25 protein-coding genes are annotated in these 26,269 nt (G+C 72.4%); 9 read left to right on the top strand and 16 right to left on the bottom strand.

Annotated elements, in window-relative coordinates; genetic code table 11:
* Nucleotides 1–203: 203 nt before the first annotated feature.
* Nucleotides 204–599, top strand: coding sequence for a DoxX family protein (locus BM424_RS14890; protein WP_093417790.1), 396 nt, complete (start codon nucleotides 204–206; stop codon nucleotides 597–599).
* Here BM424_RS14890 and BM424_RS14885 read toward each other — a convergent pair.
* The gene (locus BM424_RS14885; RefSeq protein WP_093417787.1) at nucleotides 596–1,813 is read right to left on the bottom strand and encodes a cytochrome P450; all 1,218 of its coding nucleotides are present in this window, start codon (nucleotides 1,811–1,813) and stop codon (nucleotides 596–598) included. The two genes, BM424_RS14890 and BM424_RS14885, sit on opposite strands and share 4 nt — an antisense overlap.
* A 194-nt stretch (nucleotides 1,814–2,007) precedes the next feature.
* Here BM424_RS14885 and BM424_RS14880 point away from each other — a divergent pair, with 194 nt between their 5' ends.
* Nucleotides 2,008–3,345, top strand: coding sequence for a sulfatase-like hydrolase/transferase (locus tag BM424_RS14880; protein ID WP_093417785.1), 1,338 nt, complete (start codon nucleotides 2,008–2,010; stop codon nucleotides 3,343–3,345).
* A gap of 21 nt (nucleotides 3,346–3,366) precedes the next feature.
* Complete coding sequence (locus BM424_RS14875; protein WP_093417782.1) at nucleotides 3,367–3,756, top strand: YchJ family protein; 390 nt, start codon at nucleotides 3,367–3,369, stop codon at nucleotides 3,754–3,756.
* Nucleotides 3,757–4,042: 286 nt separating this feature from the next.
* Here BM424_RS14875 and BM424_RS28845 read toward each other — a convergent pair whose 3' ends face one another.
* Nucleotides 4,043–4,591, bottom strand: coding sequence for a GNAT family N-acetyltransferase (locus BM424_RS28845; protein ID WP_175548104.1), 549 nt, complete (start codon nucleotides 4,589–4,591; stop codon nucleotides 4,043–4,045).
* A gap of 354 nt (nucleotides 4,592–4,945) precedes the next feature.
* Here BM424_RS28845 and BM424_RS14870 point away from each other — a divergent pair, with 354 nt between their 5' ends.
* Nucleotides 4,946–6,517, top strand: coding sequence for a helix-turn-helix domain-containing protein (locus BM424_RS14870; protein WP_175548103.1), 1,572 nt, complete (start codon nucleotides 4,946–4,948; stop codon nucleotides 6,515–6,517).
* 16 nt (nucleotides 6,518–6,533) lie between these two features.
* Here BM424_RS14870 and BM424_RS14865 read toward each other — a convergent pair whose 3' ends face one another.
* Both BM424_RS14865 and BM424_RS14860 read right to left on the bottom strand, forming a co-directional pair.
* The gene (locus tag BM424_RS14865; RefSeq protein WP_093417777.1) at nucleotides 6,534–6,998 is read right to left on the bottom strand and encodes a DUF4396 domain-containing protein; all 465 of its coding nucleotides are present in this window, start codon (nucleotides 6,996–6,998) and stop codon (nucleotides 6,534–6,536) included.
* A gap of 389 nt (nucleotides 6,999–7,387) precedes the next feature.
* Nucleotides 7,388–8,413 carry an Lrp/AsnC family transcriptional regulator gene (locus BM424_RS14860; protein ID WP_175548102.1) on the bottom strand — a complete coding sequence of 342 codons (1,026 nt, stop codon included), beginning with the start codon at nucleotides 8,411–8,413 and terminating at the stop codon, nucleotides 7,388–7,390.
* A 147-nt stretch (nucleotides 8,414–8,560) separates the two neighbouring features.
* Between BM424_RS14860 and BM424_RS14855 the strand changes: the two genes are divergently transcribed.
* The 3 genes from BM424_RS14855 to BM424_RS14845 are packed head-to-tail and all read left to right on the top strand — an operon-like array spanning nucleotide 8,561 to nucleotide 11,225.
* Nucleotides 8,561–9,259 carry a DUF5058 family protein gene (locus BM424_RS14855; RefSeq protein ID WP_093417772.1) on the top strand — a complete coding sequence of 233 codons (699 nt, stop codon included), beginning with the start codon at nucleotides 8,561–8,563 and terminating at the stop codon, nucleotides 9,257–9,259.
* Between the two features lie 14 nt (nucleotides 9,260–9,273).
* On the top strand, nucleotides 9,274–9,972 hold the full coding sequence (locus tag BM424_RS14850) for a hypothetical protein (RefSeq protein ID WP_093417769.1): 699 nt from the start codon (nucleotides 9,274–9,276) through the stop codon (nucleotides 9,970–9,972).
* On the top strand, nucleotides 9,969–11,225 hold the full coding sequence (locus BM424_RS14845) for an amidohydrolase (RefSeq protein ID WP_245775862.1): 1,257 nt from the start codon (nucleotides 9,969–9,971) through the stop codon (nucleotides 11,223–11,225). Before BM424_RS14850 ends, BM424_RS14845 begins: the two co-directional genes overlap by 4 nt.
* Here the strand turns inward: BM424_RS14845 and BM424_RS14840 are convergent.
* The 3 genes from BM424_RS14840 to BM424_RS14835 all read right to left on the bottom strand — a co-directional run bounded on the left by BM424_RS14840 (nucleotide 11,206) and on the right by BM424_RS14835 (nucleotide 13,613).
* Nucleotides 11,206–11,967 carry an HpcH/HpaI aldolase family protein gene (locus BM424_RS14840; protein ID WP_093417765.1) on the bottom strand — a complete coding sequence of 254 codons (762 nt, stop codon included), beginning with the start codon at nucleotides 11,965–11,967 and terminating at the stop codon, nucleotides 11,206–11,208. The two genes, BM424_RS14845 and BM424_RS14840, sit on opposite strands and share 20 nt — an antisense overlap.
* Before the next feature lie 168 nt (nucleotides 11,968–12,135).
* Nucleotides 12,136–12,309: a hypothetical protein gene (locus tag BM424_RS28840; RefSeq protein WP_175548100.1), complete on the bottom strand. Its 174-nt coding sequence runs from the start codon at nucleotides 12,307–12,309 to the stop codon at nucleotides 12,136–12,138.
* A 170-nt stretch (nucleotides 12,310–12,479) separates the two neighbouring features.
* Nucleotides 12,480–13,613 carry an acyl-CoA dehydrogenase family protein gene (locus BM424_RS14835; RefSeq protein ID WP_093417763.1) on the bottom strand — a complete coding sequence of 378 codons (1,134 nt, stop codon included), beginning with the start codon at nucleotides 13,611–13,613 and terminating at the stop codon, nucleotides 12,480–12,482.
* Nucleotides 13,614–13,735: 122 nt separating this feature from the next.
* Here BM424_RS14835 and BM424_RS14830 point away from each other — a divergent pair, with 122 nt between their 5' ends.
* Entirely contained in the window at nucleotides 13,736–14,410 is a 675-nt protein-coding gene (locus BM424_RS14830; RefSeq protein WP_093417760.1) for a TetR/AcrR family transcriptional regulator, read from the top strand.
* Here the strand turns inward: BM424_RS14830 and BM424_RS14825 are convergent.
* Complete coding sequence (locus tag BM424_RS14825; RefSeq protein WP_245775861.1) at nucleotides 14,407–15,522, bottom strand: amidohydrolase family protein; 1,116 nt, start codon at nucleotides 15,520–15,522, stop codon at nucleotides 14,407–14,409. The two genes, BM424_RS14830 and BM424_RS14825, sit on opposite strands and share 4 nt — an antisense overlap.
* Before the next feature lie 106 nt (nucleotides 15,523–15,628).
* Between BM424_RS14825 and BM424_RS14820 the strand changes: the two genes are divergently transcribed.
* A complete protein-coding gene (locus BM424_RS14820; protein ID WP_245775860.1) occupies nucleotides 15,629–16,159 on the top strand; it encodes an EF-hand domain-containing protein in 531 nt (176 codons plus the stop codon).
* Here the strand turns inward: BM424_RS14820 and BM424_RS14815 are convergent.
* From BM424_RS14815 to BM424_RS14780, 8 genes are read right to left on the bottom strand one after another with little or no spacing between them, the layout of a single operon-like run.
* On the bottom strand, nucleotides 16,123–17,739 hold the full coding sequence (locus BM424_RS14815; protein WP_093417757.1) for a class I adenylate-forming enzyme family protein: 1,617 nt from the start codon (nucleotides 17,737–17,739) through the stop codon (nucleotides 16,123–16,125). The two genes, BM424_RS14820 and BM424_RS14815, sit on opposite strands and share 37 nt — an antisense overlap.
* On the bottom strand, nucleotides 17,736–19,217 hold the full coding sequence (locus tag BM424_RS14810) for a CoA transferase (protein ID WP_342742619.1): 1,482 nt from the start codon (nucleotides 19,215–19,217) through the stop codon (nucleotides 17,736–17,738). The genes BM424_RS14815 and BM424_RS14810 overlap by 4 nt, the downstream gene beginning before the upstream one ends.
* Entirely contained in the window at nucleotides 19,214–19,987 is a 774-nt protein-coding gene (locus tag BM424_RS14805; RefSeq protein WP_093418260.1) for a class I SAM-dependent methyltransferase, read from the bottom strand. The genes BM424_RS14810 and BM424_RS14805 overlap by 4 nt, the downstream gene beginning before the upstream one ends.
* A complete protein-coding gene (locus BM424_RS14800; protein ID WP_342742618.1) occupies nucleotides 19,984–21,567 on the bottom strand; it encodes a class I adenylate-forming enzyme family protein in 1,584 nt (527 codons plus the stop codon). Before BM424_RS14800 ends, BM424_RS14805 begins: the two co-directional genes overlap by 4 nt.
* Nucleotides 21,568–21,583: 16 nt before the next feature.
* The gene (locus BM424_RS14795; RefSeq protein ID WP_093417752.1) at nucleotides 21,584–22,876 is read right to left on the bottom strand and encodes a protoporphyrinogen/coproporphyrinogen oxidase; all 1,293 of its coding nucleotides are present in this window, start codon (nucleotides 22,874–22,876) and stop codon (nucleotides 21,584–21,586) included.
* Complete coding sequence (locus BM424_RS14790) at nucleotides 22,873–23,796, bottom strand: UbiA family prenyltransferase (protein ID WP_093417750.1); 924 nt, start codon at nucleotides 23,794–23,796, stop codon at nucleotides 22,873–22,875. The genes BM424_RS14795 and BM424_RS14790 overlap by 4 nt, the downstream gene beginning before the upstream one ends.
* Nucleotides 23,786–24,898, bottom strand: a complete 1,113-nt coding sequence (locus BM424_RS14785) for a DegT/DnrJ/EryC1/StrS family aminotransferase (protein ID WP_093417747.1) — start codon at nucleotides 24,896–24,898, stop codon at nucleotides 23,786–23,788. Before BM424_RS14785 ends, BM424_RS14790 begins: the two co-directional genes overlap by 11 nt.
* On the bottom strand, nucleotides 24,898–26,025 hold the full coding sequence (locus BM424_RS14780) for a DegT/DnrJ/EryC1/StrS family aminotransferase (protein WP_093417745.1): 1,128 nt from the start codon (nucleotides 26,023–26,025) through the stop codon (nucleotides 24,898–24,900). Before BM424_RS14780 ends, BM424_RS14785 begins: the two co-directional genes overlap by 1 nt.
* Between the last annotated feature and the right edge of the window lie 244 nt (nucleotides 26,026–26,269).

Below are 26,269 nucleotides of genomic sequence, written 5' to 3'. Positions count from 1 at the left end.
ACCCCAGGGCGGTCCGCCGGGGCTTCCCACGTCCCCGGCCGTCACCGAGACTCCGGGCCGCCACCGGGTGCGCACAGGGAACAAAGTCCCGACGAACCGGACACCTCACCCGCTCCGGTGACAGCGCGAACCGGCCGCTCCGCGCCGGGTGTGACCGCCCTCTCGTTGCGCACCGGTTGCACGGGTCAACTAGGTTCGGACGCATGACCACTCGTTCGACGCCGCTGGACCTGCCGATCGCCGGCCTCGCCGGGCTGTTCGCCACCTCGGGGGTGTTGCACCTGGTCAGACCGCAGATCTTCGAGCCGCTGATCCCCTCGGCGCTGCCCGCGCGCACGACCGTGGAGGTCTCCGGCGTCGCCGAGATCGCCTGCGCGGCCGGACTGCTGCACCCGCGCACCCGCGCCACCGCGGGGCTCGCCAGCGCGGCCCTGCTGGTCGCGATCCTGCCCGGCAACGTCAAGATGAGCGTCGACGCGGGCAAGCGCGCCCGCCGCAAGCCCGGGCCGAAGTCCGCGGCGTTCTTCGCCGGAACCCTGGCCCGGCTCCCGCTGCAGTGGCCGATGATCCGCACCGCCCTGCGCGCCGCCGGACGCTAGAACGCGCAGGGGAGCTCCATCACGCCGTTGACGAAGCTGGTCCGCTGCCGGACCGGTTCGCCGGTGGCGTGGATGTCGGGCACCCGGGTGAACAGCTCCCGCAGCATCAGCCCGATCTCGCGGCGCGCCAGGTGCGCGCCGAGGCAGAAGTGCGGCCCTCGCGAGCCGAAACCCAAGTGCGGGTTGGGGTTTCGCAGCACGTTGAACCGGTAGGGATCGACGAACACCGTCTCGTCGCGGTTCGCCGACACGTAGTACATGATCATCCGGTCGCCGGTCCGGTAGCGCTGCCCCAGCAGGTCGACGTCGTGCTTGACGGTCCGCCGCATCCAGTTCACCGGCGTCGCGTAGCGCAGGACCTCCTCGATCGCGGCCGGCAGTCGCTCGTCGAGATCGGCCAGCACCAGGTCGCGCTGGTCGGGGTGCTCGGTGAACAGGGTCAGCGCGTGCGAGAGGGCGTTGCGGGTGGTCTCGTTGCCCGCCACGACCAGCAGCACGAACAGCTTGACCAGCTCCAGGTCGCTGAGCGCTTCGCCGTCGACGTCGCCCTGGACCATCGCGGTCACCACGTCGTCGGTGGGGTTCGCCCGCCGGTCGGTGGCGAGCTCGCTCATCAGCTCGTGCATGTACCGCGCGCTGTCGAGCAGCACCGTCGGCCGGGGCCGCCCGCACGGGTCCTCGTGGTCGGGGTCGCCGACGGCGGCGATGAGGTCGTTGGTGGCCGTCACGACCTCGGGCCGCGCGGAGGCCGGGACGCCCATCATCCGGCACACGATCTCCAGCGGCATGGGCATGGCGACCTGGCTGACGAAGTCGCACGGGCCGCGCTCGACGAGCGCGTCGACGATCTCGGTGGCCAGCAGGGCGACGTCGTCGGAGGCCTTGGCGACCATGCGCGGGGTGAACGCGCGCGCCACGATGCGGCGCAGCCGCGCGTGCCTCGGATCGTCGGTGCTGAGCATCGACCCCAGCAGCTCGGTGACCTCCGGCGGCGGGTCGTCGAGACCCACCGCGACCGGTTCCGAGCTGAACACCTGCGGATTGCGGCTGACCTCGGCGACCTGGTCGTAGCGGGTGAGGGCGTAGAAGCCGGGGCCGTCGTCGAGCGGGCAGTGCACGGGCTCGTCGGCCGCGCGCATCGCGGCGAACACCCGGTCCCACTCCGAACGCGGCTGTGCCCAGAAGTCGAGGTCGGACAGATCTACAGCGGTCATAGCGTCTCCCCACTCGATCTCCGACGCTAGGAGCCTCCGCTTGCACCGCTCTTTCACCCGGCGATCAGCCGCCCGCGGCGAGGAGCGGCAACGTTGGGCCGGACGATCGACTTTCGTGGGCCGTCCGTGTGGCAAGAACGTGAAATCGCCCGCTCAGCGGGGAGAATCGAGCGCACCGCAGCAAGAGGTGGGACATGTCCGGTTCGCTCTCGGGATCACGGCCCAACATCGTGCTCGTCGTCCTCGACGACCTCGGGTACGGCGACCTCGGCTGGTACGGCTCGTCGATCCCCACCCCGCGCATCGACGAGATCGGCCGCCGCGGCACGACTTTCCGGCAGGCCTACGCCGGCGCACCCATCTGCACGCCCTCCCGCGCGGCGCTGCTGACCGGGCGCTGCGCGCAGCGCGTCGGGCTGCCGGTGGTGCTGTGGCCGGAGGAGGAGCGCGGGCTCCCGGCGTTCGAGCGCACCGTGGCCGAGGTGCTGCGGTCTGCGGGGTATCGCACGGGGATCTTCGGCAAGTGGCACCTCGGCGATCCGCGGCTGTCCGGCAACCCGTGGGACGCCCAACCCGAATTCCTGCCGTCCGCGCACGGTTTCGATCACTACTGCGGGATCCCCTACAGCAACGACCAGGGGTGGGGCGACCAGCAGCGGCTGCCGCTGTACCGCGGCGACGCGGTGGCCGTCGACGACGTCAACACCGAGCGCGGGCAGGAGCTGCTGGCCGGGCAGTACACCGACGCCGCGATCGCGTTCATCCGGCGCAGCGTCGCCGAGCAGCGGCCGTTCTTCGCCTACGTGCCGCACAGCGCGGTGCACCAGCCGTTCCACGTGCCCGAGGAGACCGGGGGCGTCGACGGCAGCTACCCCGACATCGTCCGCGAGGTCGACCGGCAGGTGGGGCGGCTGCTCGACGAGCTGCGGGCGCTGGAGCTGGTGGACTCCACCCTGGTGATGCTCACCAGCGACAACGGGCCGTGGTTCTCCGGCAGCACCGGCGGGCTGCGGGGCCGCAAGACCGATCCGTTCGAGGGCGGCATCCGGGTGCCGTTCCTGGCCCGCTGGCCCGGGCGCGTCCCGGTCGCCGAGAACCCGCACCCGATCGCGTTCGTCGACGTGCTGCCGACGCTGGCCGACCTGGCCGGGGCCGCGCCGCCCTCGGACCGCCCGCTCGACGGCGTCAGCATCGCACCGGCGCTGGCGGGCGAGCCGATGCCGCCGGGCCGCACCCTGTACTTCTACGGCGATCTCGAGGAAGGGCCGGCGGGCGAGGTCCGGCAGGACTGGATGTGGAACGTCGCCGCGCTGCGCCAGGACCGGTGGAAGCTGCTGTGGCCGGCCACCGTCTGGCCCGAGCTGGGCAGGGAGATGCTGATCGACCTGGACCGCGATCCCGGCGAGACCACCGACGTGGCCGCCGCGCACCCGCTGATTTGCGACTCGCTGGCCGAGCGGGCGCGGATCTTCAACGACGACGTCCTCAGCCACCGCGACGCGGCGGTCCGGCGCACCCGGCGGACGCGGTGATCCGGATGCGAGGATGCGCACGTGAACGTCAAGGACCTGTGCCCGTGCGGCCTCGGCGAGCCCTACTCCGACTGCTGCGGGCCGCTGCACTCCGGTGAGCGCCAGGCGGCCACCGCCGAGCAGCTGATGCGCTCGCGCTACAGCGCGTTCGCCGTCGGCGACGCCGACTACCTGCTGCGCACCTGGCACCCGAAGACCCGACCGGCGGAGCTGGACCTCGACCCGGAGCAGCGCTGGCTGCGCCTGGAGATCCTCTCCCGCAGCGGCGGCGGCCCCTTCGACACCGAGGGCACGGTCGACTTCCTCGCCCGCTACCGCCACGACGGCCGCACCCACGTCCTCTCCGAGCACAGCCGCTTCACCCGCACCGCCAAGACCTGGCTCTACGTCGACGGCGACGTCAAGTCCTGAACCTCACCACAGGACAGTTTTTCCTCGAATCACCCGCGATCGATGTCCGAAATGTCTTGTTAATTCGAGGAAAAACCGTCCCCTGCCGAGCACCGCACACCCCGGAACCCCCAAACCCGAGATCCACACTCCGAGGCCACCCACCCCAGCGGTCAAAAACCGCAACATTCGTCGGGTCAAAAACCGCGGTATTCGACCGGTCAAAAACTGCGGTATTCGACGCAACGAAAACCGGGGTTTTCGACCGGGGGTCGTTCGGGTGGGTGAGGGGGTGAGGGTGTGGGGGTTATTTGGCGGGTTTGGGGAGGTAGGTCTTGGGGGTGAAGGTGAAGATCGTGTAGGTGCGGTCTTCGAGGGTGAAGCGGGCGTGCTTGGTCATGCCGAGGGCGCGGTGGACCTTCAGCGAGCGCTGGTTGGTGTTCTCGATGAACAACGCGGCCGACGGGTAGCGGTCGCCGAGCATGAGGGCCATGCCGGAGAGCAGGAGCCGGACCACTCCCCTGCCCCGGTACTTCGGCGCCACCACGACCGGGCCGTAGTAGAGGACGGGGCCTTCGAGCTTGCGCGTGAGCTGGACGGTCCGCTGCGCGGGCGGCGGCATGGGGCCGTCGCCTTCCGAGGTCAGCACGACTCCGGCGATCTTGTCCTTGTCCTCGGCCAGGAAGATGCCCGGCCCGCCGGCGAGCGCTTCCAGCGCCGCCTCGTCCCACTCCCCCTGGACGAAGCCCTGTTCGCCGCGCTTGTCCTCCGGCACCACGTCCTCGTGCGCGGAACGGAGCAGCTCGAGGATCGCGGGCCGGTCCTCCTTGGTCGCCAGGCGTACTGCAATGGGCATGCCGCGAAGCCTAACCCCCGCCCCGACCAGCGACGTTTCCGGTCATGGTTGAAGCGGGGACCGCCCGACCGACCCCCGCTCCAACCGCCCCCCAGTTCCCCCAGCAACCGGCTCGTTCCGCTGACGACGGGGTCGGGTGGAGCCGGACCACCCGAATCTCGCAGGTCATCTTCTCGCCCGCCAGGCACTCACCGGTTTCCGGGACGCTGGGACGTCTCCCACGTGTCCCACCTGCGCGAACACGAACGCGTGGGATGTTCCGGGGAACGCGCACAGCCCCTTCCGGACGCATTCCGGACCGGCCCGACCCGTGCCACACTGGCTTCTCGGTCTCGTGGAGTGACGGGAGCGCGGGTGACGGGTACGCGGAGCGTCGAGGCGTTGGCGGAGGCGTTGAGGGCGCTGAAGACCCGCAGCGGTCACAGCTACGAGCAGATCGGTCGGCGCGCCCACCTGGGGCGGTCCACGGTGCACCGGTACTGCAGCGGCGCGAGCGTGCCGTCGGAGTTCGGAGCGATCGAGCACATCGCCAAGGCCTGCGGTGCCGACCGCGAGGAGCTGTCCCGCCTCTACCACCTGTGGGTGCGCGCCGACGCCGCCCGCGAGACCCCCGACGCGGATTCCGAGGCCCGCGAGCCCGGTGCTCGGCGCCGGCGATGGCCCTGGTGGCTGCCGGTGGCGCTGCTGTGCGCGGTCGCGCTGGTGGCCGCCTACGCGTGGTTCCCCACCGGTGATGATCGGCCGGTGCCCGCGCGATCGGCCATCTCCGCACCGAGCTGGACCAGCGCGCCGATCCCGATCGCCCCGGAGTTCGTGGGCGTGACGACCAACAGCAACACCGGCCTGATGCCGTCGTTCCCGGTCGGGTCGGTGCGGCTGTGGAACTCCTCCACCGGCTGGCACGACCTGGAGCCCGAGCGCGGCCGCTACGACTGGACGGTCCTGGACACCCTGACCGGCAGCGCCCGAGCCAACGGCGTCCCGGTGACGATGACCTTCGGCAACACCCCGGACTGGGCGGCCCCCGGCAGCCCGCGCACGCCCGAGTCCGACGGCTCCCGCAGAGACCCGCCGCAGGACATGGCCGACTGGGACCGCTTCGTGCGCGCCGTGGTGGCCCACGCCGGGGACCGCATCGGCGCCTACGAGCTGTGGGACATCGGCAGTCCGCCCGACTTCAGCGGCACGGTCGAGCAGCTGGTGGAGATGACGCGCCTGGGCAGCCGCGCGATCCGCGAGCTCGCCCCGGGAGCCGCGGTCGTCTGCCCCGGTTTCGCCGACCTGTGGAGCCCGGCCGGGCACGACTGGATGCAGCGCTTCAGCGAGCTCGGCGGCTTCGAGCACTGCGACTACGCCTCGGTGAAGGTCAACCCGCGCAGCGCCTCCGACCCGCCGGAGACCATGATCGAGCTCCACGCGCGGATCGACGCGACGCTGCACCGGGGCCGCGGCGGCATCAGGTTGTGGAACGCGGGCTGGGCGCCGGAGGTCACCCAGCAGCGGCGGGTGGAGCCCGAGCGGGCCGCCGATCACGCCGTGCGCTACTTCCTGGCGAGCCTGTGGAGCGACTACGAGCGCACCTACTTCTACAACTGGGGCAGCGACAGGGTCCCGATGGTGCTGCAACCGCTCGGCTACGCGCCGACCAAGGCCGGGTTGTTCGTCGGCGAGCTGCAGCGCTGGCTCACCGGCGCCGAGATCACCTCGTGCGGCCAGGGCGAGCGAGCGGGTCTGCCCGGCAACGTGTGGCAGTGCCGGTTCCTGCGGGCGGGCAGGCCGTTCGTCATCCGCTGGACCCACGACGGCACGGCGCTGCTGCCCCCGGAACCCGGCACCACCCGCGTCCGCCACCTCGACGGCACCAGCGCGAGCCCGTCGGAGCGGATGCCGGTCACCGAACGCCCGGTCCTGATGGAGATCGGCTAGGCATCGCCGCACGGTCCTAGTGGTAGTGGTGCACGACCGCGTGGCCCTTGCCTCGGGCGATGAGGGCGCGGTTGACCGGCACGGTGAGCGCGAAGGCGATGGCCAGCGACGCCGCGAGCGAGAGCCAGAACAGCCAGGTGGTCAGGCCCGCGTCCATCGCGCCGGGGATGAGGACCATGAACAGGTTGTCGACGATCTCCATGACCGCGATCGAGACCGTGTCGGCGGCGAACGCGACGCCCAGGGCCGCGGTGAGGCCGACCCCGGCGCGCAGCACCGGCGCCATCGTGAGGCTGTAGCCGAAGACGAAGGCCAGGACGACCGAGAGCACGATCGTGCCCAGGTTTCCCCAGCCCAGCGCGGTGCCGATGACCATGCCGAGGATCTCGCCGATCGCGCAGCCGGTCAGGCAGTGCAGCGTGGCGCTGATCGCCGAGCGGGTCAGCCCCCGCCCCTCGGCCCCGGAGTGGTGGTGGTCCATGACGACCTCCCGGTTGGTCCGTTCCGACTGACCCGAACATACCCCCAGGGGGTATGGGTGTGCAACGCGCGGTGTTCCCCGGCAGCCCTCTGACCTGGCCGAACGGCGTCGCAAAAAATCTGTTGCCGCCTCCCCCTGACGAGTCATAGCCTGCGGGTACACAGGAAAGGAGGTGGTCCGACGTTGAATACCAACAGGACTTGTGAGGTGGCTGTCCGCTAGGACCGCCCACGGCACTCCTGCCGACCCGAGCGCGCGACGATCCCGCGGGATCTCCGCACGGGAGCGCGGTCGGCGAATACCAGGCAGCTACCCGGCCCCGGAGCCCCGAACTGTGTCCGGTTCGGCCTCCTCCCCGAGGAGGAAACGGCTCCGGGGCTGCTGCGTGTTCAGGCCGGTTCGCGTTCGGCGAAGAACGGCACGAAGTCCTTCCGCCGCCCGTCGGCCCGCAGCGTGTGCCCCATCCGCTTGGCGAAGCGCGGCGTGATCCACCGATCCAGCACCCGGGTTCCGGAGAAGTCGGTGGCCAGCTGCTCCTCGAACTCGTCGAGGTCCTCCAGCCGGTGCAGCCACACCTGCGCGACCAGGTTGGCCTCGCTGCCGATCGTGGCGCACAGCCGGATCTCCGGCAGCGACGCGATCGCGGCGGCGACCGTCGTCAGCTCGCGCTGCGGCACGTCCAGCCACAGCGTCGCGGCCACCTGCCACCCGGCCAGGTAGTGGGCGACCTCGCAGCGGGCGGACACGTAGTCCGAGGCCAGCAGCCGCTCGATCCAGCGGCTCGCGGTCGCCGTCGAGCAGCCGAGGCGCTGCGCCGCCTCCGACGCGGGCAGCCGCGCGTTCGGCCCGAGCATCCGCAGCAGCGCGAGATCCCGCTCCCCCGGCCGCGACTTCCCCTGCCCGCCAGCGGGTTTCAACGCGCGCTGCTGGTCGGGCGAGAGCGCGTCCAGCCGCCACGACCCGCCCTCGCGCAGGATGCGGCGGAAGAAGTGCGTCCGGGTCGCGCGCACGCCCGGGATCGTGGCGATCGAGGTCATCACCTCCTCGTCGAGCGCCATGACGCTGCCGGCGGAGACGGTGAGCATGAGGTCCCGGCGCCCCGAGGTCGCGTCGATGTTCCAGACATTGCTGAGCCTGGCGAGATCCTCGGTGACCGCGCGCCGGTTGCCGGGCACGGTCTCCACCTCGACGAACGCGTTGGCCTGCCAGCCGTGACCGGTCCAGGCCGGGTTGCGGCGCGGGTAGCAGCTGAACCACGCCAGGCCCTCGCGGGTGAGCCGCCGCCAGCGCCGGGTCAGCGTCGAGGGATCGACGTCGAGGACTCCGCCCAACCGCGTCCAGGTGACGCGCGGGTTGATCTGCAGAGCGTGGATCAGGCTCAGATCCGTCTCGTCGACTTTCGAAGAATCCTGCACGAAAACGACCGTATTCGAAGTTCTTTGCATCAACGAGACCCCGCGCGTGAACGGGGGATCATTCCGGAATCCAGCAAGTGAGCACGCCAGCCGGTGCGACGGGGCCCCGCCGCCGGCGTGCGCCGTGATCGACCCCTGGAGGCCGGGATGAGCACCCCGGGCATCGCCCACTCACCGATCCTGTGGCTCGCCGCGCTCGCCGTGTTCGCGGTGATCGCCGTGCAGTCCGCCGTGTACTGGCGCGCCGCCGTGCGCGGCGCCCCCGAAGCAGGGATGAGCCGGAAGGAGCTGGTCGGCGCGTTCCGCGTCGGGGCCCTGTCGGCGCTGGGACCGTCGCTGGCGGTCGTGTTCGTCGCGATCGGGCTGATCACCCTGTTCGGCACCCCCGCCGTGCTGACCCGCATCGGGCTGATCGGGTCGGCCGGGTTCGAGACCGCCGCGGCCCAGACCGCCGCCGAGGCGGCGGGCATCGAGCTCGGCGGCGCCGGTTACGACGACCGGGCTTTCGCGCTGGTGCTGTTCACCATGTCGGTCGGCGGGGCCGCGTGGATGATCACCGCGCTGGTGTTCACCCCGATCCTCAAGCGCGCCGACGCGAAGGTCCGCGCGCTCAACCCCACCGTGATGGCGGTGGTGCCCAGCGCGGCGATGATCGCCGCGTTCAGCTACCTGGGCCTGGCCGAGACCGCCAAGTCCGGCGTCCACCTGGTGGCGTTCCTCGCCGGGGCCGCGGCGATGCTGCTGCTCCAGTTCCTCGCCCGGCGCCTCGGCGCGCGGTGGCTCAAGGAGTGGTCGCTGGGGATCTCGATGGCCGTCGGCCTGGCCGCGGCCGGGATCGCGCTGTGAGCGGGAGGTGCGTGATGGCGGACGACTTCGAGCGCACCACCTCCCGGTGGGGCCGCTGGACGATGTCGGCCGGGCTGGTGATCTCCCTGGCCGGGCCGGTGTACCTGATGTTCGGCGCCGGCCTGTGGCCCGGTTTCGGGCTGGTGGCGCAGGCGTGGCTGGCGGTGGCGGCGGTGTTCGGCGTGATCTGGTTCGTCGAACCGATCTCCTACTACCCGATGCTGGGACCGGCGGCGACCTACCAGGCCTTCATGATCGGCAACATCGCCAACAAGCTGCTGCCCTCGGCGGTGGCCGCGCAGCAGGCGATCGGCGCCAAGCAGGGCACCCGGAAGGCCGAGATCGCCGCGGTCGTGGCCATCACCGGCGCGGCCGCGGTGCACCTGGCCTCGCTGCTGGTGTTCGTCGGGCTGCTCGGCACCTGGCTGGTGTCGGTGCTGCCGCCGGGTGTGCAGGAGGTCTTCGGCTACGTCGTGCCCGCGATCTTCGGCCCGGTGCTGGTGCAGTCGGCGATGACCGCCCGGCACCTGCGCACCGTGGTGATCGCCGTGGCCTGCGGGCTGATCGGGGTGTTCGTGCTGGTCCCGCTCGCGCCCGCGACGAGCACCTTCGCGATGGCGCTGTGCGTGCTGGCCGCCGTGGCGCTGTGCCTGGTCTTCCGCCCGAAGGCGGAGGTGTCCGAAACCGAGGAGAGAGCGGAGGTTTCCGCGTGAGCGCGACCGCAGTCAAAGAGGTCCTGGCCGGACTGGACGACGTCCGCGACGACCTGCACGCGCTGTACCGCCACCTGCACGCCCACCCCGAGCTGTCGATGCAGGAGCACCGGACGGCGGAGCTGATCGAGGAGCGCCTCGCCGCGCTGGGCGTCCCGGCGTTCCGCTGCGGCGGGACGGGCGTGGTGGGCGTGCTGGAGAACGGTCCCGGACCGGTGGTGGCGTTCCGCGCCGACACCGACGGGCTGCCGATCGACGAGCGCACCGGGCTCGACTACGCCTCGACGGCCACCGGGGTGCTGCCCGACGGCACCGAGACGGCGGTGATGCACGGCTGCGGGCACGACACCCACGTCGCCTCGCTGCTGGCCGCCGCGACGTTGATGTCCGGTGCCCGCCACGCCTGGTCGGGGACGCTGGTGCTGCTGTTCCAGCCCGGTGAGGAGGTCGCCGCCGGGGCGCGGGCGATGGTCGCCGACGGGCTGTGGGACCGGGCGCCGCGCCCGGAGGTGGTGCTCGGCCAGCACGTCATGTCCGGCCCGGCCGGTGCGGTCGGCTGCGCGACCGGGACCGCCGCGTCGATGGCCGACTCGTGGCAGGTCGTGGTGCGCGGGCGCGGGGCGCACGGGTCGCAGCCCGACCTCGCGCTGGACCCGATCGTGCAGGTCGCGCACACCATCACCCGCATCCAGGGCGTGGTGTCGCGGGAGGTGAGCCCGCTGTCGTCGGCGGTGGTGACGGTCGGGCGCATCGCGGGCGGGTTGAAGGAGAACATCATCCCGGACTCGGCGATGTTCACCCTCAACGTGCGCACCTTCGACGACGCCGTGCGCACCCGCGTGCTGGAGGCGCTGCGGCGCATCATCCGCGCCGAGGCCGAGGCCTCCGGAGCACCGGAACCGGAGATCACCGAGCTGTCGGCGTTCCCGAGGCTGGTCAACGACGAGGCGGTGTCCGGCCGGGTCACCGCCGCCCTCGACGCGCACTGGGGCGAGGGCTCGGTGCGCGCGGCCGAGGCGATGATGGGCAGCGAGGACTTCGGGGTGCTCGGCGAGGCCATCGGCGTGCCCTACTGCTTCTGGACGATCGGCGGCACCGATCCCGAGCGGCACGCCCGGGCCGAGGCCGACGGGGAGGTCGTGCCCGGCAACCACTCCCCGTTCTTCGCGCCGGTCGTCGAACCCACCTTGTCGCGGATGGTGGAGGCCGCGGTGGTGGGGATGCTGGAGTTCTTCAGCGGCGAGCCGCGGTGAGGTGGTGCGCCGCGATCGCCTCCAGGTGGACGAGATCGCAGGAGACGCTGGCGAAGGTGTAGCCCTGCGCCAGGCGCGGCGGTGCGGCCTCGCCGTCGGAGACGTGGAACCCGGCGGCGATGCCGGCCTCCGCCGCCGCGCGCTGGATCTCGTCGACGGCGGACTCGAACTCCGCGGCCACGGCGGGGTCGCCCGGGTGGGCGCCGCCGACGGCCAGGCACAGGTCGGCGGGGCCGACGTAGACGGCGTCGAGGCCGGGAGTCGCGCAGATCTCGCGGACGTTGGCCAGGCCCTGCGGGGTCTCGATCATGGCGATCACGACCGTGGACTCGTCGGCGTCGGCGGGGCGCGGGCCGATGCGCAGGCCCGACCGCATCGGGCCGTAGGAGCGGCGGCCGCGCGGCGGGTAGCGGGTCGCCTCGACGGCCGCGGCGGCGTCCTCGGCGGTGTCGACGAGCGGGACGATGACGCCCGCCGCCCCCGCGTCGAGGGCGTGGCCGATGCCGCTGGGCTCGTTGGCGGCGACCCGGACCAGGCCTTGCGCGCCGCCCGCCGCGTCGATGGCCATCAGCGCGTTGAGCATCCCGACGTGGCCGATCAGGCCGTGCTGGACGTCGACGACGAGGTAGTCGTACCCGACTCTCGCGATCCGCTCGGTGGCCGCCGGGGCGTCCAGGGCGATCCAGTAGCCGACGAGCTGATCCCGAGCGCGCAGCGAGCGCGCGAATTCGGCTGCGGGCACAGCGGTTCCTCCCGGAGGTGAGCGGCGGTTTCCGTCGCTTCTGTTCCTACCCATCCGGACGTGGAGTTGCAGCGTCGAACCGGGTGATCGCGGTGAGGAGGTGCTCGGCAGGGGACAGTTTTAGCCATAATTGCCCCTGAAAAGACGGGGCAATTATGGCTAAAACTGTCAGAGTCCGAAGAGCGAGACGGCCGAGACGAGCGCCAGGCCCACTACTGCGAGTGCACCCGAGGTGACCGCGAGGCGCTGGGCGAGGACGCGGCGGCCGGACATCGCGGCGGCCGTGCCGACGATGAGGGCGAGCGGGATCAGCACAGCGCAGAGCAGGTCAAGAGGCGCCATCGCCCGATCCCTCCCCGTAACATCGGCGTTAACTCCGGTCGGCGGCCCCCAAACTAACGATCAGCCGGGCTTCCGTAAACACCTCACAGCGGGTGACTTCGGGCACTTGGCGCCAAAACGCCAGTCCGGCCGCCCGGTGAACCCGAGCGGCCGGACGGACGTGCGGAGGATCAGCTCGGGGTCGGCAGCGACCGGCTGATGATCTCCTTCATGATCTCGGTGGTGCCCGCGTAGATCTGCTGGACGCGCATGTCGGTGAACACCCGCGCCACCGGGTACTCCTCCATGTAGCCGTAGCCGCCGAACAGCTGCAGGCACTGGTCGGCGACCTTCATCGCCCGCTCCGAGCACCAGTACTTGACCATCGCCGCGGTCGGGATGTCGAGCTCGCCCTCGACGTGCAGCTCGATGCACTCGTCCAGGAAGGACCGCGCGACCCGGGCCTCGGTGGCGATCTCGGCCAGCTCGAACTTGGTGTTCTGGAACTTGAAGATCGGGCGCCCGAAGGCCTCCCGCTGGTGGACGTAGCTCAGCGTCTCGTCGAGCACGAACTCCATCGCCGACACGCAGGCCACGGCGACGATGAGCCGTTCCTGCGGCAGCTGCGTCATCAGCTGGACGAAGCCCTCGCCCTCCTTCTCGCCGAGCAGGTTCGAGGCGGGCACGCGGCAGTCGTCGAAGAACAGCTCGCAGGTGTCCTGGCCCTTCATGCCGATCTTGTCGAGCACCCGGCCGCGCTTGAAGCCGGGGGTGTCGGTCGGCACGATCACCAGCGAGATCCCGGACGCGGCCTCCTCCGGGTTGGTCTTGGCCGCCACCAGCACCACGTCGGCCTGGTAGCCGTTGGTGATGAAGGTCTTGGCGCCGTTGACCACGTACTCGTCGCCGTCGCGGATCGCCTTGGTGGCGATGCCCTGCAGGTCGGAACCGGTGCCCGGCTCGGTCATGGCGATGGCGGCGACGGACTCGCCGCTGGCCAGCTTCGGCAGCCACTCGCGCTTCTGCGCCTCGGTGCCGTAGGCGAGCAGGTAGTGGGCGACGATGCCGCTGTGCAGCGAGGCGCCCCAGGAGCTGTCGCCGACGCGACCCTGCTCCTCGATCACCACGGCCTCGTGCGCGAAGGTGCCGCCGCCACCGCCGTACTCCTCCGGGATCGACAGGCACAGCAGGCCCGCTTCGCCGGCCTTGTTCCACAGCTCGCGGTCGACCTGCTTGTTGGCGATGAACCGCTCGGTGTTCGGCTTGATCTCCTTCTCGGCGAACGTGCGCGCGAGTCCGCGCAGGTCGTCGAGTTCCTCATTCATCCAGGGCGAGCGGCGAGCGGGCACGGCGAATCCTCCCATTACGGAACGCTGGGGTACTGGATACACGTTGTAGCACGCGCGTCGGACTGGGTACAAGCTGTATCAGAGGGTACGGTGTCGCCGTGGTGAACGTGGCGAGATGGGTCGATTCCACGGTGCGGCGCCGGACGGCGAAGGAAGCCCTGGACAACGACTCGCGGCGCGCGCAGATCGTCTCGGCCGCCGTCGAGGCCATCGACGAGAGCGGCCCGCACGTGGGCATGGCGCAGATCGCCGACCGCGCCGGGCTCCCCCGCCCCAACGTCTACCGGCACTTCGCGAGCAAGGACCAGCTCGACGCCGAGGTCACCCGCTTCGCCGCCACCGAGCTCATCCGCCGCGTCCGGCCGCACCTCACCCGCGCCGGCACGCCGTTCGAGGTGATCCGCGGGATCGTCGCGGCCAGCATCTCCTGGGCCTCCGAGCACCCGAACCTCTACCGCTTCGTCGCCGCCCAGCAGCAGACCAAGGCGCTGCACCGCGCCCGGATGGGCCGCACCCGCTTCCTCAACGAGATCGTGGAGGCCATGCGCGGCTACCTCGACGCCGCCGAACTGCCCGCCGCGCCACCGGACGGCGTGCTCGCGGGCATGATGGGGATGGTCGACGCCAGCATCATCTGGTGGCTCGACCACGCCGACGAGACCGAGGACGAGCTCGCCACCCGGGTCAGCCGCCAGATCGCCGTCGTGCTCATCGAACTCCTCGCCCAGCTCGGCATCGACATCCCCGACGACCAGATCTTCCGCCCCGCCTAGGGACTCTCCAGGCCGTACACGCGCTCGGCGTTGTCGCGGCCGATCATGCGCGCGACTCGGAGGGCGTCGTCGAGCGCCCAGTCGCCGGATTCGACGTGCCCGGACAGGACTTCGGCCATTCCCCGGCGCCAGAGCCGGGCGCCGAGGTGGTGCAGCTCGGGCAGGCCCCAGGCGTCCGAGGAGTAGAGGGTCTTGGCGAACGGGGCGAGTTCCAGGGATTCGGCGAGCACCGCGGTCGAGCGGGCACCGGTGTGGGTGAGGGCCAGCCCGACGTCGAAGTGCACGTGCGGCAACACCTGCGCCAGGTAGGCGGCGTGGCGGTGGAACGGGTAGCAGTGCAGCAGGAGCACGTCCACGCCGCGCGGCTCGACCTCGCGCAGGAATCCGGTCAGCAGCAGCGGATCGCAGCGGTGCAGGTCCAGGTCGGGGTCGCCGAACCCGGCGTGCAGCTGGAGCGGCAGGCCGCGCTCCACCCCGGCCCACAGCGCGAACCGCAGCAGCACCGGATCGCTCACCCGGGGCGCGCCCTCGCCCAACCAGGTCCCGGCCGCTTCCACGACCTCGGCGCGCTCCGGCGGCCGCGGGTCGAAGTCGAAGCCGAAGCGGTAGGCGACGATGCTCTTGAGCCCCACCGCCGAGGCCGTCCGCCGCGCCAGCTCCTCCTGGAACCGCGCGGGCAGGTCGGCCGCCGACACGCCCGATCGGCCGACGTCCTCCAGCACCGATTCCAGCCGCACCACCTCGTGCACCGGTTTCCCGGACGCCTCGGCCAGTTCCGCCAGGCCGCCGCCCAGCCCGGTGTCGACCAGGAACCGGCCCGCGCCGGAGGCCGCGAGCAGCCGCCAGGTCACCTCCTCGGCTCCCAGCGACACCCGCGCGGCCAGGTACTCCTCGGGCGTGGCGTGCGGCCGGAGACCGAGCACGGGCGCGCACCACCGCCGCAGCGCGAACCCCAGCGGCGAGTCGAACTGCGTCATCCAGCCCGGGATCGGGCGGTCGGACTCGGTGAGCAGCGACTCGAACCCGGCCCGGTCGAGCTTGCCCGGCACCACGCCGTGGACGTGGTGGTCCACCAGTGCGATGTCCTCGATCCCCGCGCGCAGCTCCTCCACCCCTCGCACGGTACCCGCCGGCCGCGCGAGCTGGCAGGGTCGCGCAACTCGAATTATTATCGTGTCACAACAACGATTTTCGATGTCTACTGTGGAGGGTTGAAGGGTGCGCAGCGTTGCCCGGGGACGGATGAAGAACCGCTTCGACCGATGGGACCGGGACGGCCTGGGCGGCCTGCGGCGGGAGGACTTCGAGCGGGAGGCCCGGCACATCGCCGCGGCGTTCGGCGCCGACCCCGAGGCACCGGAGGCCGTGCGGCTGCGGGAGGCGTTGCGCGGGCTCTTCGACCTCTGCGCGGACCAGGCCGGTGTCTCCCCGGACGCCGCGATCAGCGAGGTGCAGTTCCTCAAGGTCTCCGAGGACCTGATCTTCGAGCAGGGCGAGGCCGCGTTCAACCGCGCCCTGCGCCCCGTCGCGGCGGGCGTGATCGGCGTGTGCGACCGCGACGGGGACGGCCGGATCGACCGCGCGGAGTTCGTCCGGTGGCTGACCGCCCTCGGTCTCGACGACGCCCGGGCCGACGAGGCCTTCGAGCACGTCGCGGGCGGGACGGCCACGCTGGGGCTGGACGAACTCCTCGCGGCGATCCGCGACTACCACTACGGCCGGCTGGACGTCGAGCTCATCGCGGGCTGACCTGCGGCGACGTGGTCCGCCGCCAGCGCCGTGACGGTGCGGCGGCAGACCTTGCCGGTCGGGGCCAGCGGGAGTTCCGGCAGGCGCAGCAGGAACTCCGGGAGCTTGCGCCGCTCCAAACCCCGCTCGCCCTCCAGGAACTCGGTGACGTCGGACAGCGACAGCTCGGCGCTGCCCGCGGCCTGGCTGACGCAGGCGCACATCCGCTCCCCCAGCTCCTCGTCGGGCACCGGCACGCACGCCACGTCCACCACGTCCGGGTGCGCGGCCAGCTCCCGCTCCACCTCCGCCGGGCTGATCTTGAACCCGCCGCGCGAGACGACGTTCTCGACCCGCCCCAGCACGTGCAGCCGGCCGAGCTCGTCGAGCACCCCGAGATCACCGCTGCGCACCCACCCGCCGCGGGTGCGGTAGCGCTGGTCGAGACCCGGATCGGCGACGTAGCTCAACGGCGTCATCGGACCGCGCGCCCAGATCTCCCCCGCATCCCCGGGACCGACGTCGCGGCCCAGCTCGTCGACGACGCGGATCTCGGCGACCTCCGGGTCGGGGATCCCGGTGCCCGACCCGTTGCCGGTGCCGGTGAGCGCGGTGTGGCAGTTGATGCCGTCGGACGAGCCGTAGATCGTGATGACCCGCGTCCCGAAACGGCGGGTGCAGGCGCGCGCGGTCACGTCGGACAGCGGTGCCGCGCTGGAGACCACCGCGCGCAGGCTCGACAGGTCCTCGCCCGGCTCGCTCGGGTGCTCGGCCAGCCTGCGCAGCATGGTGGGCACGCCGAACAGGTGGGTCGGCCGGTGCCGGGTGACCGCGCGCAGCGCCTCCGCCGCGTCGAACCCGTGCTGCAGCACGACGGTCGCGCCGAGCGCGGCGATGCTCACGTGCGTGACCAGCGAGCCGTAGCCCGAGGAGAGCTTCATCAGCACCAGGGCGCGCATCGGCTCGTCGCCGCTGATCTCGCGCACGTAGTTGGCGCGGCCACCGGCCATCGCGTTGTGCGAGTAGGCGATCATCTTCGGCTCGGACTGCGAACCGGAGGTGACCAGCACCCGCACCGGCGCTTCGGGCTCGAGAACCGGTGGGTGCCAATCGGTTCCGCTGTCGAGGTCGTCGAAGAGGAACGCGCGGCGCACCGTCGGCAGCGCGGCGGCGACCTCGGCGTCGGCGGGGTCGGTGAAGATGCCCGCGGCCGCGCGGGACCGGCCGAGCAGGCTGCGGGTGTCCTGGGTGCCCGACCCGTCCGGGTAGGGCAGCGCGACGGCGCCGATGGCCGCGACGGCGAGCTCGGCGACGACCATCCGCCAGCCGTTGGGCATCCGGATGCCGATGATGTCGCCCTCGCCGAAGCCCTCCGCGCTCAGCGCCGCGGCCACCCGCCGGACCGCGTCGTCGAGGTCGGAGTAGCCGAGCACCACGTCGCCGTCGACGACGGCCTCGCGGTCGGGGTGCGCGCGCACCCGCTCGACGAACAGGTCGTAGACCGGTCGGTCGGGGCACAGGCCCTGCTCGACCCAGTGCCTGCGCAGCTCGGCGGGCACCAGGTCGCGGATCTCGATGCCGTTGCGCGACGTCCAGGTCATGCGAACTCCCAGGGTGGTTGCGGTGCGGTGTGCGTCGTGCGGGTGAGCGCGCGCTTGAAGCGCGGGTCGGCGGCCAGCTCGCGCAGGTCGGTGCGCACCGGCGTGCCGTCGGGCAGGACGGGCCTGCCGTCGCGCCGCACGAACCGGCCCGTCCCGCTGGGCTGGCGGGGGATCAGGCCCGCCGCCGAGTACAGCGAGCTGTCCACCCGAGCCCCGGCGCCGGTGCGCTCGCGGCGCAGCAGCGCGGCGAGAACGCCTGTGGCGCAAACGAGTCCGCCCATGATGTCGGTGAGCGTCATCAGCGACGGTGCTCCCTCGGCCGCCAGCCCGCTGTGGGCCTGCACGAGGAAGTCGGTGCCGAGCGGCGGATCCGGCCAGGGCAGCGGCGCCCAGCCCGAGGACCAGGCGTGCACGAGCCCGGGCCGCACGCGGGCGAGATCGTCCGCGTCGAGCCCGTGCGCCTCGGCCCTGCCGGGCGCCCAGTTGTGCACGAAGGCGTCGGCGCCGGAGACGAGTTCACGCACACCCTCCTGCCCGGCAGGGGTTTTCAGGTCCAGCTCGGTGACGCGCTTGCCGTCGTTGAGCACCCGGAAGCGCGCCGAGCAGTCCCCCGAGACCGGCGGGATGCCGCGCATCGGATCGCCGCCCGGCGGTTCGACGCGCACGACGTCGGCGCCGAGCATCTCCAGCACGTGCCCGGCCATCGGCCCCTGGATCCGGCGGGTCGACTCGACGACGACGATGCCCTCCAGCGGCCGACCGCCCGGCCACGGGCGTGAGCGGGACGTGCCCGGCAGGTCGTGCAGGGTGATCGCGGGGACGGGGGTCGGGTGGTCGCGGTCGGCGCGGATCGGCAGCACGCTCACGCCCGCCTGCTCGGCGACCCGCAGCAGCTCGCGGAACGGGAACCGCCGGGTGCGGGCGAGCAGCGCCGGCGGCAGCGAGCAGGAGGCGGTGGCGAAGCGCTGCTGGAACGGCCACCAGCCCGCGGCGACATCGGCCCGGTCCGCGTCGAGCCCGCTCCAGAACCGCTGCCACCCCTCGGGGTGCAGGGTCTCCAGCTCGAAGCGGACGCCGTCGCGGGAGCGGAACGGCGGGCGCTCGCCCGGTTCCCAGCGCTCGTCCCAGTCGTCGTCGGCGGTGGCCACGGCGAGGTACTGCCCGACCGCCAGCAGCGCGGCCTGGGCGACCGAGGTGCGCGCGGACCCGATCCGCGCGCCGCGCGCCCGCGCCAGCTCGGCGGCCAGCGACGCCTGCGCGGCCAGCACCCCGGCCACCGCCGAGGCGTAGTCGACGCCGAGCCTGCGGGGTTCGCCGGAGGCCCGGCCGTGGACGTGCATGATCCCGCATGCGGCCTGCACCGCGGACTCGTCGCGCAACGTCATCTCCACCGGCCCGGACCAGTCGACGTCGCACCAGACGGCGGGAGTCTCGCCGAGCTCGCGGAGCAGCCCGGCGGCCACGCGCTCGGCGATCACGGCTTGCGCCCCTGCACCGAGTGCAGAACGCTCGACGACGCGCGGAATCCGGGGTCGCGCATCACCTCGCGCACCCGCTCCAGCTCCGCGTCGGTCATCCCGGCGGCGAGCAGGCCGTCCCGCAGGTGGTGGGTGTGGTTGAGCTGCAGCATCAGCTCGGGCGATCCGGCGTGCCGGGTGCCGATGTGCGGGCGCGGGTCGATCGCGACCAGCCCGGCGGCGCGCATCGCGGCGGCGGCCTCGCGGCCCCACTCCGGGTTGCCGCCGCGGGAGCGCATGTGCCCAGTCTTGGCGGCGAGGAACTTCTCGTACAGCGCGGCGTCGGTGGCCAGCAACACCGGTTCGTAGCCGGCGTCGAGCTCGTCGACCTGCAACCACCCGCCGGGCTTGAGCGAGCGGACCAGCGCGCGCAGCACGGCTTCTCGCTGCGGGAAGTGCTGCAGCAGCATCCGCACCACGACGAGGTCGAAGTGCTCCTCCGGCAGCGGATCGGTGGTGATGTCGTGCACCGCCACCGTCAGGTTCGGGTGCGGCTCGACCTCGACGGGCGCGAGGTCGGTGGCCAGCACGCTCCCGGTGGGGGCGACGCGCTCGGCGAGCCAGCGGGCGATGCTGCCGCCGCCGGTGCCGACGTCGAGGCACCGCCAGCCGTCGCCGACACCGGTCTCCGCCAAGCGCCCGGTGGTGATGCCGTCGTAGGCCTCGGCGAGGCAGCGGTGCTGCTCCGCCACGTGCGCGTCCTCGCTGGTGAAGACGTAGCTGCGAGTCATGTCCACCGCCCGGTTCCGTAGGTGTCGTCGCTGCCGGTGAGCCGGTCCAGCAGGGCGAGCCTGCGGACCTTGCCGGTCCCGGTGCGCGGGACCTCGTCCCAGGTCAGCGCCACCGGCTCGGCCATCTCCGGAAGTCCGTGGCAGGCGTGGCGCCACGCGTGGTCGGACAGCGTCCCGTCGGCGGTGACCACGACCGGCAGCGGCGGCCCGTCCGCGCGGGCCAGCAGCACGCACTCCAGCGCGTGCGGGAGCCGTTCTTCGAGGGTGTCCTCGGCGGCCAGGCAGCTGCCCTCGGCGGCGCAATCGACCTCGCGGTCCACCAGGTGCACGCTGCCGTCGCGTCCCCGGATGGCGAGATCGCCGGTGTTCCACCACCGCCCGCGCTTCTTGGCGGCGTAGCGCTCGGTCTCGCCGAGGTAGTCCAGGCACAGCGCGCGGGTGCGGGCCAGCACGAGCCCCGTCTCCCCCGGCCGGACGGGGTGGAAGGTGGCCGGATCCACCACGCGCAGACGGGTTTTCAGCGGCACCGGTCGTCCCGCCGGGTGCGCGCGGGCGCGGCGCCGCTGCACCGAGGAGCGGTGGTGCAGCCGGAACGTCAGCGGCCCGGTCTCAGTCTGCCCCCAGCCGTCCAGCCACACCGGGTGCTTGCGGCCGCTGGCCTTCAGGTAGGCGCGCAGGGTCGGCGGGTGCACGGCGTCGTAGGTGCTGATGAACAGCCGCACCCGGCGGAACGGGTTGGCCAGCCGCGCGGTCAGCGGCCGGAACCGGACGAACGCGGCGGGCAGGCCTTCGAACACCGTCGGCGGGTGCTCGCGCAGCAGCGGGTCGGCCCGGTCGGGGTCCTGGGAGGTGAGCACCACGATCTCGGCGGGTGCGGCGCTGATGGTCGCGGCGGTCCAGCTGAAGGTGCGCCCGTGCGCGTAGGAGCTGGCGGTGGCCACGACGTCGTCGCGCCGCATCCCCACGACGGGTGTCGGCAGGGCTTCGAAGCGGGCGAGGTTGCCGATGATCGTGCGGGTGGAGTGCACGACGAGCTTGGGAACGCCGGTGGTGCCCGAGGAGTGGGTGATGATCAGCGGCGCGTCGTCGTCGCGGCGCTGCGGCGCGGGCGGGGTGCTGCCGCGCAGATCGTCGAGGGAGACGGTGCCGGGGGCGGGCGCGGTGCTCACGGTGGTGCGGGCGAAGGAGGCCAGGTCCACGCCCTCGGCGACGCCGCGGCCGAGCACCCGCGGGGAGGTCACGAGCACGTCGGGTTCGAGGCGTTTGAGCAGCGCCGAGGCGGTTTCGGCGGACAGGTGCGGCGAGAGCTTCGCCGGCACGGCCCCGGCGCGGATGGCGGCGCAGGCCAGCAGGTCGACGTCCCAGTGGTCGTCCTTGAGGATCGCCACCCGGCCGCCGGGCCGCGCCCCGGCCGCGACCCACCAGCCCGAGGCGGCGCGCACGAGCTCGGCCAGCGTCGTCACGTCGTGACGCCGGCCCGCTTCGGGTGCGATGTCGAAGGGCCGGTCGAGGTGGACGGTCGTGGTGCGGCCTCGGGCCGAGGCCTGCTCGAAGAGCCGACCCATGTCGTGCGGTAGCAACGCGAACTCCTTGTCGTCAGACCGGAATCGGTGAGCCGAGCCTGCTGAGCGTGCGGGAGACCGCCAGCGCGGCGGTGCGCACGGCGCCTTCGCTGTGCGGGCGCAGGTTCACCCAGTCGCCCGCGTAGTCGACCGGCCCCGGTTCGCGGTCGCGGAAGGCGGGCAGCGCGGCGAGCGCGGCCGGGGTGCACTCGGGCAGCGCGCAGCGGTGCCGGTGCACCTGCGCCTCCCCGCGGATCGGGAGGTAGCGCCGGATCGCCTCGGTGGTGCGCGCGATGATCTCGTGGTCGGGGGCGTCGAGCAGGCCCGCCGTGTTCGCCACGTTGATCACGGCCGTGACCAGGCCCTTCCCGGCCGGAACGCGGCGCGGGTGCTTGAGGTGGTCGAACAGGATCGCGGCGAGGAACTCCTCCTCGGCGCGCGGGGTGATCACCAGGTAGGGCCTGCCGGGCAGCTCGACCGGGGCGTCGAGCAGGAACGGCACCTTGATCGCCGAGGAGAACGTGCACGCGGCCAGGAACTCCGCTTCCGCCGGGGGCGCACCGGGGTGCAGCCGGGCGGCGATCGGCGCGGGCACGCACAGCAGCACCTGCCGCGCGCTGACCACGTCCGGCCCCACCCGCAGCCGGGCACCGGTCCCGTCGGCGACGACCTCGGTCACCTCCTGCCCGGTGACCACGTCGAGCTCGGTGGCCATGCGGCGGCAGGGCGTGTCCATGCCGTCGCGGTAGGTGCGCCAGCCGGAGGTGGCACCCACGGCCCGCTGCATCCCGAGGAGCACTGCGGCGGAGGACTTCTCGGGATCCCACAGGCAGAACGAGGCGGCGGGCTGGAGGAGGTAGTCGCCGAGGTCGCGGTGGTGGCGGCGCGCCAGCTCGGCGACGGTGGTGTCGCCGAGGTCCGAGGCCTCGGGCCGTTCCGGGTCGACGTCCACGGCCAGCCGCGGCAGGTCCAGACGGGCCCGTGCCGACAGCCCGGCGCCGGTGACCAGACCGCGCGCCGACCCGAATCCCAGGTGCGCCCGCCCGTCCCGCCACATCCCGATCGGCCGCCCGATCGCCGGGACGTCCTCGGCCCGGAAATCCAAGCGCCGCAGCAGGTCCCAGGTCGCCGGGTAGCCGTGCGGGGAGACCTGCTCGGCACCGGTGTCGATGGCGTAGCCGTCGCGGCGCGCGGTCATCATCCGCCCGCCGACCTGCCCGGCCGCCTCGTAGACCCGCACGTCCAGCCCGGCCCGGCGCAGCTCGTGGGCCGCGGTCAGCCCGGCGATGCCCGCGCCGACGACGGCCACGTCCACGTCGCGGCTCATCCGAGGGCCACCAGGACGTTGGCCAGCACCAGCAGCACGACGCAGGAGCGGTGGACGGTGAACCCGAGCTTGCGGGCGCGCATGATGTCGCCGACCGAGAAACCCAGGTGGTACTGCCGCGCCCGCAGCGCGGTGACCGGCAGCAGGAGCAGCGCGAACCACCACGGCGCGACCCCGGTCAGCGAGGCCAGCGCACCCAGCAGGAACTCCCCGATCGACAGCGCGGCGACGAACCGCGCGTTGCCGCGCCGCGAGGTCAGCGCGGCGACCGTCGGGCGCGCCACGGCGCGGTCGCCGTCGACGTCGTTGGTGTTGGAGTACACCCCGAACATCAGCGGCCCCATGCCGAACAGCACCGCCTGCACCAGCACGAAACCCGAGAACTGGCCGGTGATCAGGCCGTAGGGCGCCAGCACCAGGGTCGCGCCCAGCACCACCAGGAACGCCTCCTGGAATCCCCGGTAGCTGAGCTTGATCCCGTAGGAGTACTGCAGCGCCGCGGCGAACACGACCACCAGCAGCACCACGGTCCACATCGGACTGCTCGGTGCGGTGAGGATCGCCGCTCCCCACAGCAGCGCGCCGATCGCCGCCGCGCCCCAGGCGAAGCGCAGCGCCTCGGCCTCGGTGAGGGTGCCGGCCACCAGCGGCTTGCGGAGCTTCTTGCGCAGCCTGTTGTCCGGGCCGTAGTTGACCAGGTCGCTGCCGTCGCGGAATCCGGTGATGTCGTCGAAGGCCACCCCGGCCACGATCACCGCAACCTCGCCGAGCAGGAACAGCAGCAGCGTCCCCGGCTCGGCGGGCGCGGCCGAGGCCACCACGAGGATGCCCAGGTAGTAGTCGTAGACGTCGAACTTGCCGAGCCGCAGGTAGCTGCGGAACCGGGATTCCCCTGCGGTTCCCAGTGTTTCAGTGGACATGCGCGCTGAACTCCTCCACCGCGTCGGCCACCCGCTCCACCTCGGCGTCGGTGAGGTGCGGGTAGATCGGCAGCGCCAGGATGCGGGCGCAGGCGCGTTCGGCGTTCGGCCACCGCTCGCCCACCGGGGCGTGCCGGGCGAACGCGGGCTGCGCGGGCAGCGGCTGCGGGTAGTACACGTGCGAGCCGATGCCCTTGTCCGCCAGGAACTCGCGCAGCTCATCGCGCCGGTCGCTCTGCACGCAGTAGACGTAGTAGCAGCGCCCGTTGCGGCCCGGCGGTGGCGGGGTGATCCCCGGCAGTCGGCTGAAGCGCTCGGTGTAGTGCTCGGCGATGCGGGCCCGGCGCTCCAGCCGCGCGGCGAGCCCGGCGTAGCGGTAGGACTGGAACGCGGCCTGGATCTCGTCGAAGCGGCTGTTGACGCCCACCACCTCGTGCACGAACCGCTCGCGCTGACCGTGGTTGCGCAGCATCCGCACGTGCCGTCCCAGCTCCGGGTCGCGGGTCACCACCGCACCGCCCTCACCGGGCATCCCGAACGACTTGACCTGCACGAACGAGTACACCCCGGCCTCGCCCCACAACCCGGCCGGGGTGCCGTCGAGCACCGCGCCCTGGGCGACCGCGGAGTCCTCCAGCAGCCGCACCCCGCGCGCGGCCGCGATCTCGGCGAACCGGGGCATGTCGGCCATCACCGAGAACATGTGCGCGGGCATGATCGCCTTGGTCCGGTGGGTGATGCGCGCTTCCACCTCGTCGGGATCGGCGACCATGGTGCGCGGGTCGACGTCGGCGAACACCGGCTGCGCGCCGACCTCCAGCACCGCCGAGGCCAGCGGGGCGCAGCCGAACGCCGGCACCACGACCTCGTCGCAGGCGCCGACGCCCATCGCGCGCAGCACCAGCCCCAGCGCCGCGGTGCCGCTGCCGCAGGCCACCACGTCGGCGGCGCCGAGCTCCGCGCGCAGCAGGTCCTCGAAGGCGCGGGTGTGCTCGCCGAGGATGAACTTCTGCTCGGGCGCGGTGCCGATCTCGCGGATCAGGTCGAGCATGACCTTGCGGTCGCCCTCGAACAGGTCGGGCGGGAAGAACGGGATCTGCATCAGGGCCTCCCGGCGTAGAACTCGCGGATCGTCGCGCACACCCGGTCGACCTGCTCGTCGGTGAGGTCGGCGTGCAGCGGCAGCGCGAGGGCGCGCCGGCTGGCGGATTCGGCGCGCGGGAAATCACCGCGCCGGTGGCCGAGTTCGGCGAAGCACGGTTGCAGGTGCAGCGGGACCGGGTAGTAGGTCTCGGTGCCGATGCCGCGCTCGGCGAGGTGCCCGGCCAGCTCGTCGCGCAGCTCCACCTCGATGAGGTGCACGTAGAACACCGGCTCGTCGCCGGGGACCGGCAGCCGCACGACGCCGTCGAGGCCGCGCCGGTAGCGCTCGGCGAGCTCGGCCCGGCGCGCGATGTCGTCGTCCAGGTGCGCGAGCTTGGTCAGCAGGATCGCGGCCTGGATGTCGTCCATCTTGCTGTTGGTGCCGGTCATCCCGGTCTCGGTGGAGATCGTCGGGAAGTCGTCGAGGGTGCGCCCGAACCGCCCGTGGTGGCGCAGCCCGGCCACCAGGTCGGCGACCCGGTCGTCGTCGGTGAGCACCGCGCCCGCGTCGCCGAGCGCGCCGAGGGTCTTGGCGGGGAAGAACGACAGCACTCCCCCGGCCCCGTGCAGTCCGGCGTGCACACCGCCCTGCCGCATGCCGATGGCCTCGGCGCTGTCCTCCACCACGGTGAGCCCGAGGTCCCGGGCGACCTCGCCGAGCGCGGCCATGTCGGCCATCCGGCAGAACAGGTGCGCGGGCATCACGAAGCGGGTGCGCGGGGTCGCCACCCGCGCCACCTCGTCCGGGTCGAGCGCGTAGGTGTCGCGGTCGACGTCGGCGAACACCGGGGTCCCGCCCGCCAGCACCACCGCCGAGGCGGTGGCGATGAACGAGTACGCGGGCACCACGACCTCGTCACCGGGCCGCAGGCCCAGCGCCCGCAGCAGCAGGACCAGCGCGTCGGTCCCGCTGTTGACGCCGACCACCCGGCGGGCGCCGGTGTAGTCGGCGAGCGCGGCCTCGAGCTCGCCGACCTGCTTGCCGTGGGAGAACTTGCCGTTGTCGAAGACCTCCGCTATGCGCGCACTCATCTCCGGCCAGAGCCGTTCGAACGTGCGCGCCTGGGAGAAGAACGGAACGGACATTTCCGCCACTCCCCCAACGAATTCCGTCCCGAGGGACACGCTGGACCAACCCCCCGTGTGCGCGTTCAGAACCTGAATCGAACCTAACGAGAGTTGATCGTTTTCGACGGCTGGAGGAGGCATCTTCACTCCTTCCAGTGAGACGTCGTTTTTCGCGGCGGCAGAACGACTTCCGCGACCCGAGCGATCTGTACAGTCGGCCGCGGCCGGGTTCTCCGGCACCTCTCCCTTCCGCTTCTCGGTC

The sequence above is a fragment of the Saccharopolyspora flava genome (assembly GCF_900116135.1).
Classification (GTDB): Bacteria; Actinomycetota; Actinomycetes; order Mycobacteriales; family Pseudonocardiaceae; genus Saccharopolyspora; species Saccharopolyspora flava.
This window is presented reverse-complemented; position numbering and strand designations above follow the sequence as displayed.